This is a genomic window from Chryseobacterium sp. POE27 (assembly GCF_039727685.1).
In the GTDB taxonomy this organism is placed as follows: Bacteria; Bacteroidota; Bacteroidia; order Flavobacteriales; family Weeksellaceae; genus Chryseobacterium.
The window spans coordinates 1,907,736-1,920,775 of record NZ_CP152475.1; the positions used below are offsets into that span (position 1 = coordinate 1,907,736).

The 13,040-nt window shown below is 32.8% G+C and carries 16 protein-coding genes, 1 tRNA gene and 1 pseudogene; 11 read left to right on the top strand and 7 right to left on the bottom strand.

The features are described 5' to 3' along the window. Nucleotides 1-70 precede the first annotated feature (70 nt). Both AAHI02_RS08985 and AAHI02_RS08990 read left to right on the top strand, forming a co-directional pair. Nucleotides 71-1,087: an asparaginase gene (locus tag AAHI02_RS08985; RefSeq protein WP_346986348.1), complete on the top strand. Its 1,017-nt coding sequence runs from the start codon at nt 71-73 to the stop codon at nt 1,085-1,087. 54 nt (nt 1,088-1,141) lie between these two features. Further along, nucleotides 1,142-1,228, top strand: a tRNA-Ser gene (locus AAHI02_RS08990). 700 nt (nt 1,229-1,928) lie between these two features. Here the strand turns inward: AAHI02_RS08990 and AAHI02_RS08995 are convergent. The 7 genes and pseudogenes from AAHI02_RS08995 to AAHI02_RS09025 form a co-directional block, all read right to left on the bottom strand. Then, on the bottom strand, nt 1,929-2,393 hold the full coding sequence (locus AAHI02_RS08995; RefSeq protein WP_346986349.1) for a hypothetical protein: 465 nt from the start codon (nt 2,391-2,393) through the stop codon (nt 1,929-1,931). A 1-nt stretch (nt 2,394) separates the two neighbouring features. Next, the gene (locus AAHI02_RS09000) at nt 2,395-4,017 is read right to left on the bottom strand and encodes an RHS repeat-associated core domain-containing protein (protein WP_346986350.1); all 1,623 of its coding nucleotides are present in this window, start codon (nt 4,015-4,017) and stop codon (nt 2,395-2,397) included. An 18-nt stretch (nt 4,018-4,035) separates the two neighbouring features. Further along, nucleotides 4,036-4,848 (bottom strand): hypothetical protein, encoded by an 813-nt coding sequence (locus AAHI02_RS09005; protein ID WP_346986351.1) that lies wholly within the window; start codon nt 4,846-4,848, stop codon nt 4,036-4,038. A gap of 44 nt (nt 4,849-4,892) precedes the next feature. Further along, nucleotides 4,893-6,070: pseudogene (locus AAHI02_RS09010) on the bottom strand (IS3 family transposase). A gap of 390 nt (nt 6,071-6,460) precedes the next feature. Beyond that, complete coding sequence (locus AAHI02_RS09015) at nt 6,461-6,928, bottom strand: hypothetical protein (RefSeq protein ID WP_346986352.1); 468 nt, start codon at nt 6,926-6,928, stop codon at nt 6,461-6,463. A gap of 91 nt (nt 6,929-7,019) precedes the next feature. After that, nucleotides 7,020-7,751 (bottom strand): hypothetical protein, encoded by a 732-nt coding sequence (locus AAHI02_RS09020; RefSeq protein WP_346986353.1) that lies wholly within the window; start codon nt 7,749-7,751, stop codon nt 7,020-7,022. 15 nt (nt 7,752-7,766) lie between these two features. Further along, on the bottom strand, nt 7,767-7,898 hold the full coding sequence (locus tag AAHI02_RS09025) for a hypothetical protein (protein ID WP_346986354.1): 132 nt from the start codon (nt 7,896-7,898) through the stop codon (nt 7,767-7,769). Between the two features lie 226 nt (nt 7,899-8,124). Here AAHI02_RS09025 and AAHI02_RS09030 point away from each other — a divergent pair, with 226 nt between their 5' ends. The 9 genes from AAHI02_RS09030 (at nt 8,125) to AAHI02_RS09070 (ending at nt 12,950) form a co-directional block, all read left to right on the top strand. Further along, on the top strand, nt 8,125-8,559 hold the full coding sequence (locus AAHI02_RS09030) for a helix-turn-helix domain-containing protein (protein ID WP_042722216.1): 435 nt from the start codon (nt 8,125-8,127) through the stop codon (nt 8,557-8,559). Nucleotides 8,560-8,573: 14 nt separating this feature from the next. Next, nucleotides 8,574-9,506 carry an IS3 family transposase gene (locus AAHI02_RS09035; RefSeq protein WP_346986355.1) on the top strand — a complete coding sequence of 311 codons (933 nt, stop codon included), beginning with the start codon at nt 8,574-8,576 and terminating at the stop codon, nt 9,504-9,506. 56 nt (nt 9,507-9,562) lie between these two features. Further along, nucleotides 9,563-9,727 carry a hypothetical protein gene (locus AAHI02_RS09040; RefSeq protein ID WP_346986356.1) on the top strand — a complete coding sequence of 55 codons (165 nt, stop codon included), beginning with the start codon at nt 9,563-9,565 and terminating at the stop codon, nt 9,725-9,727. Between the two features lie 86 nt (nt 9,728-9,813). Beyond that, nucleotides 9,814-10,434, top strand: a complete 621-nt coding sequence (locus AAHI02_RS09045) for a site-specific integrase (RefSeq protein ID WP_346986357.1) — start codon at nt 9,814-9,816, stop codon at nt 10,432-10,434. Nucleotides 10,435-10,595: 161 nt separating this feature from the next. After that, nucleotides 10,596-10,910 carry a hypothetical protein gene (locus tag AAHI02_RS09050; protein WP_346986358.1) on the top strand — a complete coding sequence of 105 codons (315 nt, stop codon included), beginning with the start codon at nt 10,596-10,598 and terminating at the stop codon, nt 10,908-10,910. A 425-nt stretch (nt 10,911-11,335) separates the two neighbouring features. Continuing rightward, a complete protein-coding gene (locus AAHI02_RS09055; RefSeq protein ID WP_346986359.1) occupies nt 11,336-11,551 on the top strand; it encodes a hypothetical protein in 216 nt (71 codons plus the stop codon). After that, nucleotides 11,530-12,294 carry a histidine kinase gene (locus AAHI02_RS09060; RefSeq protein WP_346986360.1) on the top strand — a complete coding sequence of 255 codons (765 nt, stop codon included), beginning with the start codon at nt 11,530-11,532 and terminating at the stop codon, nt 12,292-12,294. The genes AAHI02_RS09055 and AAHI02_RS09060 overlap by 22 nt, the downstream gene beginning before the upstream one ends. Continuing rightward, nucleotides 12,284-12,553 (top strand): response regulator transcription factor, encoded by a 270-nt coding sequence (locus AAHI02_RS09065; protein WP_346986361.1) that lies wholly within the window; start codon nt 12,284-12,286, stop codon nt 12,551-12,553. The genes AAHI02_RS09060 and AAHI02_RS09065 overlap by 11 nt, the downstream gene beginning before the upstream one ends. A 19-nt stretch (nt 12,554-12,572) precedes the next feature. Next, nucleotides 12,573-12,950, top strand: a complete 378-nt coding sequence (locus AAHI02_RS09070; RefSeq protein ID WP_346986362.1) for a LuxR C-terminal-related transcriptional regulator — start codon at nt 12,573-12,575, stop codon at nt 12,948-12,950. Nucleotides 12,951-13,040: the final 90 nt, after the last annotated feature.

Sequence of the window (13,040 nt, forward strand, 5' to 3'; positions counted from 1 at the left end):
ATCTTTGCAAATTAACGTAATTTTGAGGAATCATCCTGAAAGAGGTATGGAAATCTAATAAAATTCATGTATGAAACGAAAAGTCCTTTTGATCTATACCGGCGGCACCATCGGTATGGAGAAAGATTACGAAACCGGCAGCCTGCGCGCATTTGATTTTGGAAATATCTTCGAAAAAATGCCTGAAATGACGCTTATGGAATGTGAAGTTTTCGTTCATCCTTTTTCAAAACCGCTTGATTCATCTGATATGGGTCCGGAAGAATGGAGAATTATTGCTCGTTATATCCATAAAAATTACCACAACTACGATGGATTTCTGATTCTTCACGGAACAGACACTATGTCTTACACTGCTTCAGCATTAAGTTTTATGTTGAAAGGACTAAAAAAGCCCGTAATTCTTACCGGTTCCCAACTTCCAATCGGAGATCTTCGTACCGATGCCAAAGAAAACCTTCTGACAAGCCTCTATTATGCCAGTTTGTATGAAAACGATGATGCAGTAATTCAGGAGGTTGCGATTTATTTTGAATATAAACTACTGAGAGGAAACCGTACGCTAAAATATTCTGCGGAGTATTTTGATGCATACGCAAGTCCTAATTATCCTATTCTGGGACAATCCGGGGTGCATTTAAATATTATAAAAGATAATCTACATCGCTATGATTCTGGAATTGATTTTCAGATAGACGATCACATTTCGGAAGATATTATTTTCTGGAGAATCTTTCCGGGAATGAATCTCAATCATTTTAAAGAAATTCCGAAAATGAAAGTTCTCATTCTTCAGGTTTTTGGATCAGGAACTATTTTCAGCAGTGAAAAAACAGTGGAAACTCTTCAGCAGATCAGGAATAACGGAACGGAAATCGTAGTAGTAAGTCAGTGTATTTCAGGAGGAATATCATTCGGAAAGTATGAAAACAGTAATATTTTTTCAAGGATCGGTGCTATCAGTGGAAGGGATATGACGGCCGAAAGTGCTATCACTAAAGCCATGCATCTTATTGACAACCCAAATTACGAAGGAAGTTTCGCCGATAACTTTACGAGAAGCCTTTGCGGAGAAATTTCACACTAATTGCATGAATAATTTGGAAATCCAATAAATTCCATTATTTTTGCAGTCTCAAATAGAGAGGTGTCCGAGTGGTTGAAGGAGCTACCCTGGAAAGGTAGTATACGGGTAACTGTATCGAGGGTTCGAATCCCTTCCTCTCTGCTAAAATCCCTGTAAATAGCTATTTACAGGGATTTTTAATTACAAAGTGCTAAAATAGGTGCTAGTATTTTTCTTATTTCTATTTACTAATATTTTTTAATTAAAAATGACATAACTAATTTCTTCTAAATCAATCTCTGAGCCACAACATTTTTGTGATTAAACAATATTGTATGGTTTTATGAGACTTTTTATTCGTCAGGATTACTATGTAACAAAAAGTTAGAAATGAACTTTCTGCCTTTTGAACAAATTTATGATAACACATCAATTAGATCGTGTTTATTCTTCTTAAATTTCAAGAAAAGAATTACGGTTTTTATATTGAATATAAGTTTGAATCATCTTCATCAGAAGTATTATAATTTACTTCTTTTTGATGATTCCAAATATATATAACTCTTTTTCTCCACATGATATACAAGCTAAATTGTCGCCAGAATCATAAGTTAGGATTTATCAATAAAGCCAAACTGAAGGTGAAAGAAGAGTAAGCAAAGAAGATTATACACCCTCGCAGATCGTTATACTATCCAACACAAGCGATTTTTTATTGAGATATGGAAAACCTGCCAAACTAAAGTTAACAAGTTTCCCACATTCCAACATAATTTTCTAACAAAAAATTCTAGTTTAGAGTGTTATCTAAACTAGATGTTATTATATTACTATTTTTATATTAAAAATATAAAGAGCGTATTTAGTTAGGATCCCAATAATTTACAGTAGCTATTATTAGTAATATCAAACAAAATTTATTAATCGTATCATCGATTGGAAAACTAACAGTAATCATATTATTGGGGTATTTATATTGTTCATTTATAAATCCAATACTCTTACCGTTCATTTCAAATTCTGATTTCAAATATCCGGCCACTTTTCCACGAAACTGAATGCAGTCGGAATTTACTTTTAAAATATATGTTAATCCTTTTACTTTGTAATCAAGATTGCGTTCTAGATTATTAATTAGAATTTTAGTTTTTGTAAAAATTAGTATAAAATCAGTCTTTTGGAATAGTAACAATAAATTATCATTCTTATCATATATAAGATATTTTCTTTTAAAAAAATGCTGTTTTCGAATTGTTTTTAAAATAATGTTATACGAAATATCTAGTACTTTTATAGTATTTTCAGCAAAGGTTATTTTATATTCCATATTAGTCATTTTGTCCTGTAAAACCTGTTTGTAATTTAATATCAAGTCCCAAAAGAGCTTTTCCAGCGATTCCTAAATCAACGCAAAATGAACAACTTTCTTTATTACTTGCTCTTACTTTGGTTTTAAGACCTACATTTAAAACATCTAAAGGAGACCCTCCTTTTGGGCTCCAATATGATTTTCCTGGCCCTAAGTTTCCTTCCCAATCAAGTTCTCCATTAGAAGGATAATACTCTAAAAGATCACCAGCAGGAGGAATTACATCGTCTGTTACATAGTCAACTTTTGCTCCAGCACTTACACTTTTTGATAAGAGCTTTACACCAACACCTGCAAAATTATGACCTTTACCATCTCCTGATTTAGCAAAGAAACCATTATTTTTTGCTTCACGATTGCTCCAACCTATTTTCCCGAGTTCGGTAGTCATTATACCTGCTTCCGCATTTGCCGACAACGGACCTCCTACTTTTGCTCCCAATTGAACCCCAAAACTTCCTGTAGCCTCGATCTTAAATACAAAACTGCCTCCGCTTCTTGCAGAATTTCCGTAAACTCCGGTAAAATTAACTTCATTTCCTTTTGATGGGTTTAATCTATTGTAATAGTATTCTCCTTTTTTCTCATCAAACTTAATGGTACTATTACCTCCTCCGTTCCATAATCTATGCCACCATGCACCAAACATCGTTTCGAACATACCATCAGGATCCATAAATCTCATTGGATTATCATATCCATAACGATAAGGTGACCACCTTCTGTCTTTCTCGGCTAAAGGATCCATTACTCCCCATCTTCCGATATCAGGCATATACATTCTCGCTCCGTAATCATACATTCCCGTTTCTTCTAGCTCCTTTCCATTATATCTGTTTTTATAAGGAATATTGAAATCAGATAAATTATCATACCCATTATATCCTTGGTGCTGTAGTCCAAAGGGATAATAATTGTTCTCTTTTAAATAAAATACTCCACCTCCGTCAGCTACAGAATATGTGACCAGGTGGTCAGTGAAATTATATATATACTGAGTTCTTTCATAATCATATGTACCCTCTCCAGTCGCTATAAGTTTAAGCTGTCCATTTTCATATTGAAATCCATCAAAATAATCGGTCGTTTTTGTCCCGAAAGTTTTCTTCAGTTTTGTACCATCTACTCTGTAAAGATAAGACATATTGCCACCACCACTTACTATTTGCCTAGGTAAGTTCAAATAGTTATAAATAATCGAAGATATACCTTTGTCTTGATGATCTTTCATATTTCCATTTACATCATAGGTGATAAGGTTGCCACCTGCCGGATATCCTGAAAAATTGTTCTTATGATCCGTCACACGTATCAACTTGTTGGAAAAATTATTATTATCGTATTCATATTCCAATTCATCAATTTGCATGGCAGTATTAGTTGATTGAAGCGGAGACTGATATCGATTTAAAGTTTTAATGTTTCCATTCAAATTATAAGATAACTCTTCATCAAAAAAGTGATTTTGTGTTTCAGAAGCTAAATTCGGAGTAAGGTAAATTCCTTTTGTTAGTCTATTTAACCCGTCATATTGATAAACATATCTTCTGTATATACCATCGGAAGCCGTTTTCCAATCCATTTCGGAAATATTTCCATTTTATGATGAAACTCCATATTGATTATCCTGCGGATTGTTGAATTTAAGTTTCATTGCGAAAAAATCACCTCCTAGATTATCTGGATCATTTATACCAGATAACCATCCTCTGATATTATATTTATAGTCAATATTTTGCAAAGGGGAATAGTTATCATCGTCCGTCTTCCCAGTTTTTTTTGTCTGAAGTCGCCCTAATTCGTCATAACTATTAATAGCAAGCGGTTCTTCGTTAAAGTTGTCTACTTTATGCTTATGTACTAGTAATCTATTTTGGTTGTCATACTCAAATGTTTCTGTAACTTTAACCTCAAGATCATTAACGGTTCTCCTATGATATTTCTTTGACTGCAATATCATTCCTTTAAAATCAACTAACGATTCGGTACGTGTATATCCTCCAAAATAATTAATTGATTGAGCTCCAATTATTTGCCCCTTAAGATTGTACCAATTAAAAACTTTTGTCCAGTTATTATCATCAATGTTTTTGGCAAAATACGCAACCGGTAAAGTCCTGGTACTTCTCGTAAGCCCTTGACTGTCTTGCAAAACTTCTTGCCCCAAAATAACAGAAGGAATAACCAGAGCACCAACAGGATAAACATCATAATAATTAACAGTTAAAACGGTCATACTCCCTGTCGGAAATGCCTCTTTTGTGTAATAAATATCTAAACCGTTTAATGTAAAAGGATTGGAAGTCCTTGTTTCATTATTACTCGCATTGGCTGACATATTATTAATGGCCGTTTGCATTGCTATTCTCGAGGCAGTATTTGCAAAAAAAGCCAGTATATACGATTCTTCCAAATTTTGAACTTGCAACTATTTTTGAGACAAAATTTATATACTCCTTATGCTACATTTTTAGATTGATTAGACATTAAATTTTGATACTCTTTTATGGTTAAATTTCCTAAAGCCGAATGCCTTCTGTGAGTGTTGTAAAATGTTTCTATATATTCAAACACAGAGTTTTTGACGTGGTCTCTAGTTTCATATTTATTTTGATAGACAAGTTCGGTTTTCAGAGTTTTGAAAAAGCTCTCAGCTACAGCATTGTCATAACAATTTCCTTTTCCGCTCATACTTCGGGTAATGTTTTTTCCGACTATTGATGTAAATTCTGTACACGCATACTGTATCCCTCTATCTGAATGGAAAATCAAGCTATCATGATCTTGTAAAGGCCGATGAAGCCTTGCGCCTTGCCATCTTCAAGGCTGCAATACTGGTGTCCTGAGCCTTCATCGTCTCACTTAATGACCAGCCGATAACCTTTCTGTCAAACAAATCAATGACTGTAGTAAGATACAACCAACCCTGACCTGTGCGGATATACGTAATATCAGACACCCAGACCTCTTTACTGCTTTTAACCTGAAAGTTTTGATTCAAATAATTTTCAGCAACAGGGTATCGATGAGATGAGTTGGGTAGTTTTCTTAAATTTTTTCTTTACAATACTTCTCAGGTTGCGTTCTCTCATTAATCTAGCCACTAAAGGACGTGAGGCTCTCATTCCTTTTGCTTCTAGTTCTCGGGCAATACGAGGGCTTCCATATCTCCCACGGCTCCAATGATAAATACTGAAGATTTCTGCTGATAAAATGGCTCTTCTTTCTGACCGACTACTCGGTTTTCTTTTCTTCCAATGATAAAAACTGCTCCTGCTTACCTTTAATACTTTGCACATCTTCCCGACAGGAAACACTCCAGCGTGTTCTTTGATAAATTTATATCTTACCCATCTCTCTTGGAGAAGATGCCTACCTTTTTTTAAGATGTCACGTTCAAGCTTTGTTTCTTCCAGTTCCTTACGTAGCCTCAATAGCTCTTCCCTTATCGGATCAGAGGATATTTGTTTTTCCTTTGTAAGCTTACCTTCTTTGTGAAGCTTTCTCCAATTGACTAAACTTTCTTTACAAATTCCCAATTCTTCAGCTACCGAGGATATATTGCCTCGCTGCTCACTTAAAGATACTGCTTGGATCTTAAACTCTAAACTGTAATTTTTTCTGATCTTTTTCATACTCTTAAAGATAAAGAGTATAAGAATTGTGTCCTAACAAAGTTAGCAACTCCACATAATCTGTGGTATTTATTTGCAGACAAAATTGTATGATTGGAATAAATAATATTGCAATTCTACTCAATTGCGTGAAGTTTAATAATTGATATTTAGTTATATATAAATTATTGGTGTAGGCATATTGCTCCTCGGTAATCTAAAGACCAAAAAGAATTTTCCAACTTTTGTAGAATTGACATCGTGGGGTTATGCCTATTTAATTGAATGGGCAATGCGCGAGCTTTTCAGTCTATATTTTAGTTCGGAGAACAGAACTTTCTGCTATCACAAACGTTCCAAGCGGAGACGAAACCCCGCCTGTTGCAAATATGCTTTTATGAGGTCGTTTTTTCATTCCTTTTTGTCTTCCGGATGATACTTATAATAGTCTGGTCGTTCTGTATGCTGCCAAATAAACTTGTAACCAGTCTGCATTATTTCCATTTGATAGGGTCGTTTAAAGTAAAATCTATGTTCTGGAAAGCTTGCGATGTATGATGCTCCAAGAATTATTATTCCTGAAATTGTCCAAAGTCCGACAGTCAAAATTTTATACGTTCTAATTGTTGTCAAATATTTATTCACAAAAAACAAGACTAAAAACCAGAAAAGAAAGTAAATAAGAAAGTCGGTAAATAGTTCGAGAATAAAAATTTGCAAGGACATTGACGTATGCCAGCCGTCACCAACAAATGGGAATGGAAATCCACTATACAATGTGTCTGGTGCGTCAATAGGTAAAACATACCACCATTTAATAATTGTCGCAAACGAAATTACTGTTAGTGGAAGTATAAGTTTAAATGTCAGTTGTTTCATTATTGTTGGTCGCCTTGAAATGTCGCATAACATCCAAATATATACAATTTATTGCCAGTGAAATTAATTTAACTCTAACAACTATATAAAATCAATACTTTATATTAAGTAACTTCGATAATTCTTGGTAGATATTTTCTTCAAAGTCATTTGGTTTGACAGTGATTGCTCTTGAAAATGTTCCTTTGTCAAAATTGGTATTATATTCATTTTCCATAGCCTCGATTATTGTAGTATCTTGAAAATCTGGATTGATTATGTGATTGTCTTTTAGAAAACGGTGAATTCTTATAAATGATGATTTCTGATCAACCAGCAGATTGTGATTTTCATCGATGAATTTTTTGTCTTTTAAAAAAGTGAGTAAAATTTTTGAACTGTTATCACCAATCATAATATCTGATAAACTAATTTCTCTATTTGTTTTGTGTTCCAAGGCGAAATATAGAAAAAGTGTAGTTTCGGCACCATTTAAAAAATTGCCCTGCAATTTCATTAGATTACTTGGACTTAACAGACTGTTTGATTCTTTTTTATATTGATCCAAACAGTATTGGATTTTTTCTTCAAAATTGTGATTTCTTGATTCATCAATATCTTTGAAATGAAAACTGAAGAAATTGTCTAACTTTTCATATCTAATCAAAAACTCATTCCTCAATTTTTCATTGAGAACAATTTTAGAGGATTTTTGTTGCGCTTTTTCAATTCTACTTCGCAAACGTTCGTGAATTTTTTTGCCTTCTAATCCATAAATCATCATTGGATAGCCTGCAAATTCTTCCCAAAGATTCCACCGTCCGTAAATTTTTTTTTGATCCATAATATAAACTATTGATTATTTAAAAACCTCATTCATATAGTTGATCTTGTCATCTTCGCTTGGTCTGTAGTAAGCATTAAAGACCTCCAAACTAGTATGACCAGTGTAACTCATAATTACTTTATCCGGAACTCGTTTGTTCTTCATTATAGTGATGAAACTTCTTCTTGCAGTATGTGAGGAAATTCTTGTCCAAAACTCAGCCTTTTGGTCTACCAACTCATCCCCATATTTCATAGTCTTTTTTTATTTCATCAGTAAATTCTAACTTTTTAAAAACCTCCTTGATATACTCATTCATCTTTTGATTTGTAATACTAGGCAGGTTATAATTGTCCTGTCCTGAAATAGCGATACACAAATTTTTATCGTTATGGAAAACAATCAAGAAAACCGCTATGTAAAGCGAACTCAAAAAGACTATTCAATGTCTTTAAAGCTTCAAATAGTCCAAGAAATAGAAACAGGCAGGCTCTCTATTTCTGAAGCAACCAGGAGGTATGGTGTTCAAAGTAGGAAAACAGTTGTGGAATGGCTCAGGAAATTTGGTAACTTTGATTGGGAGAATCAAAACCCATCCCATATGCCAAAATCACCCGAACAAAAAATAATGGAACTTGAAGCTCAGGTTAAATTATTAGAAAAGCAAAAAGCTCTTTTGGAAAGGCAAGCTTTTGTAGCCGATAAGAAAGCCATCATCTTTGATATGATGATTGATATTGCCGAACAAGAGTATAAAATCGACATCAGAAAAAACTTACCTCCCGAACAATCGACCATTTTAAAGAAAAAGAACAACAAACAATAAAGTTTGCCTGTACTTTGTTTGGGATAGATAGACAGGTTTATTATAGAAAAATAAGACTTCGTTTTAACAAGCAAAACAAAGCCCGGCTGGTGGTTGATATGGTTTTAGAAATTAGACAGCAAATGCCAAGAATTGGATCTAAAAAGTTATATTATTTATTACATCAAGACTTAAAAACATTGAAAATTGGCAGAGATAAATTTATAGACATCCTTAGAGCTAATCATTTGCTAATCACTCCAAAACGTTCTTATCATATCACCACAAACCCGCATCATCGTTTTAGGAAATACACCAATCAAATAATAGAGCTGGAAATAAACAAGCCGGAACAAGTCTGGGTATCTGACATCACTTACATAGGGAAAAGAGACAAACCTTGCTACCTAAGTTTGATAACAGATGCCTATTCTAAAAAGATCGTTGGGTACAATGTATCTGATAATTTAAACACAGAAAGTAGTTTGGCAGCATTAAGATTAGCTATAAAACAAAGAAAAAACAAGGATTTAATTTTGATACACCATTCCGATAGAGGACTGCAATATTGTGCCAATGAATATCAGAAAGTATTAAGCAAAAACAGAATAAAACCAAGTATGACACAAAACTCTGATCCGTATGAAAATGCTGTCGCCGAAAGAATAAATGGTATTTTAAAACAAGAATTCAATATTGATAAGTACAATAAAGACTTGCCAATTATGAAACAAATAATAAAAGAAACGGTTGAAATCTATAATGAAAAAAGACCCCATTATTCCAATCATATGCTTACACCTAATCAAATGCATCAGCAAAACACATTGAAAATAAAAACTTATAAATCAAAAAAACACCTGCAAAAACGTTTTTGCAAGTGTTTAATTAATTATTTTTGTCTAATAAATTTGTATCGATTTTTTAGGACTAGTCACATTGTGATAGCCTGCGTAACAAATATCTGAAAATTGAGGAAAGAAAAGTTACCCTTGTAGAAGCTTTTAAAGACCATAATTCAAAAATGAAAGAGCTAATAGGAAAAGAATTTTCCAAAGGCACGTGGGAACGATATGAAACCTCTTTGAGACATACTCAATCATTTTTAAAATGGAAATTCAATCTATCGGATATTGATGTTTGCAATATTAATCCTGCATTTGTTTCCGATTATGAGTTTACTTACTAACGATCAGAGATTGTTCCAATAATTCTGCTGTAAAATACATCAAGAATTTTCAGAAGATAATCAATATCTGCCTTAATAACGAATGGATGGATAAGAACCCTTTTATAGGATATAAATCCAAGATAGAAAATGTAGATGTCAGATTTCTGACCGATTTACAATTAAAGAGCATCCAATCGAAAAACTTTATTTCTGATCGTTTAGGCATCGTTCGGGATATTTTTGTTTTCTGTTGTTATACAGGTTTAGCTTATATTGATGTCAAGAACCTTACAAAACATAAAATCAGTATAGGTATTGATGGAGGATTGTGGATAAAAACAAAAAGGGCAAAAACAAAAATTGAAGCCAGTATTCCCCTGCTATCCGAAGCACAGGAAATCTTGAAAAGGTATGAGAATCATCCAAAATGTTTGAATGAGAATATGGTTTTACCTGTATTAAGTAACCAAAAGATGAACGAATATCTAAAAGAGATTGGAGCGTTATGCGAAATTGATTTTGATATTACCTTCCACACAGCGAGACACACATTCGCAACGACAATTACGCTTAATAATGGCGTTCCTTTAGAAACTGTAAGCAAAATGCTTGGACACACCAGTATTAGGATGACCCAGCATTATGCTAAAATACAGGACAAAAAAATCGGGGAAGATATATCTATTTTAAGAAATGTGTTAATTAAGAACAATAAGGTTGGGTGATTAACCAATTTCTTATAAAAAAATTCTCTAAAAATTTGATGAGATGATTTAATGAAAATAAAAAAGAACAAATTTCAAAAAAATAACTAATAAACCAAGTAGAAATACCTATTGATTTAATTCAAAATTGCGTGTATTTTTACAATTAAATTAATATTATTATGGAAATCAATAGAACATCAGGAGAAATTATTACTTTGGAAGAAGCTAAAAAATATACGCAGTCTTTCCAAAAATTGTATCCAAACGAGAAAAAAGCTTTTTTCGTAGGAAGAGACCCATTAATGAAAATATTGGAAAATTCTGAATGTATGGGAATTCGTATCTATAATGGATATAATGATGAAGATTCCCAATCGAACAAAGTCCTGATTGGTGTTAATTCAAACGGTGATGATATGACCGAAGATGTTATATTGGAAAAATTAGTACCTTGTCCTCCTATATGTAGCGGAGGTACGGGTGGATTATACTAAAAATGATTGTATTATATATCACTTTATTGCTGGGAGTTGTTCCTGTTATTCAAATACTTTTATTAGGAAATAGAAGAAATAATATAGGACCTATAAAGCCCTTTTTGTATTTAACAACAGTAAGTTCATTGTATGAGATAATTATTACAATTATCCTGAAAAAAGATGTCAAAATCTGGTTTACAATTTATGATATTATTGAGTTTTTGTTAATATTTTACTTTTTTTTAAAACTTAATTTTCCTAAATACAGAGTCATACTATGGACATTTTTTGGTCTGTCCCTATTTTTAATTATTCCGAATGTGTTTCAAATCAACAAAAGTATCCATCATTTTTTAAATGTCCAGGCTTTATTTTCAGGAGGAATAACTGTATTTGTTTTTATAATGACCTTTTTGTGGTTCAGAGATATTTTCAAAAAAATGGAAATTCCGAGTCTATGGAAAACACCTGATTTTTATTACATTTCAGGTCTTTTCATATACCACTCCACAACATTTTTCTTATTTTTACTTAGTGATGTTATTCTGAATATTGATTCCGAAATGTTTATGGATTATTGGTTGTTGAATATCATTGCTACTTTTATATTAAGAACATTATTAATTATTGGCGTTTGGAAAACTCCGCACAGATAAAGTTATTTTTTTGGCTTGGAACCGCAGTAATGGCTTTCCTTGCTTTTGGAGTTATATTCTTAGCGATATTCTATCAAGACAGAATGTTCAAACTAAAGAAAAGTGAATCCTTTCTCAGAATGAGGGCAATTCTAAATAAGGAACAGGAAGAGAGAGCAAGAATTTCATCCGATTTGCATGATACAGTTTCGGGAAATTTATCATCCATCAATATTTATTTTAGCTTATTAAAAAACAGAATCAAAGAACCTGAAATTTTGGAGATTATTAATGAAGCAGCAGATGAATTGAAAGGTACTCAAGAAAAAATCAAACGAATCACGTATAACCTTATGCCACCTATATTGGTGACATCTGGTTTTGTCCCTTCCCTAGAAGATTATCTTCGCAGGAGAAGTGGCCGTAATGAATTTGTTTATACAGTTCATAATTTTGGATTTCTTGAGCTCTCTCAGCAGGTGTCATATGAAGCTTTGTTAATTTTACGGGAATTTGTTACCAATAGTTGTACGCACGGAAAATCGAAAAATATTAAAATAACTCTTAGTTCGACGAAGAACTATAATATAATGACTTATGTAGATGATGGTCAGAAGTATGATTTTTATAATGAAATACAGCATTCCTCGGGATATGGGCTAAAAAACATTCTTACCCGCATAGAGAATCTGCATGGTAATTTACATCAAATGAATGTAGATACGGGTAATCATTTTGTAATATTTATAAAAAATGGGGATTAATATTGCTATTGCGGATGACCATCGTATGTTTAGAAGAAGTTTGACAAGACTGATTCACGATACTTCAGATATCAGAGTAGTATTGGATGCCGGCGATGGTGCTGAATTATTGAAAAAGCTTTCTTCTAATTCAGACCAGATAGATATTATATTACTGGATATCCAGATGCCAAATATGGATGGTCTGCAATGCCTTCAATTACTTCAAAAAAAGTTACCCGCATATAAACGTTATTATTTTATCACATTTATCAGGTGAGCATTATTTGAAACAGTCTTTGATAAATGGAGTTCGTGGTTATTTTACAAAAGACTCTGATCCTGATGAATTATTGACTGCTATCAGGGAAATAAAGCAAGGCGGTTTTTATTTTGAAGGTAGGCTAAGAAAATGGATTGAAAAAGTAACGGATGATCTGAAATTGGCACCATGTGGAAAAGATACCAAATTAGACTTTTCCAAGCGAGAGCTGGAAATTATTTATTGGTCTGCTATGGAATTAAAAAGTAAAGAGATAGCGGATAAATTAAATATAAGCTTTCGTACTGTAGAAGGCCATAAAAATAATTTGATTAAGAAAACGGGGTGCAAAACATTTCTTGGTATTATTCTTTTGGCCATTGATCTTAATTTGATATCCAAAGAATTATTATGATATTCATTACCTATAAAATCAGGTAGAACTACGTATTGTTTTTTTGGAAATTAAATTTGAACTTTGATGCAGGTCTTGATGGTCCTGCTT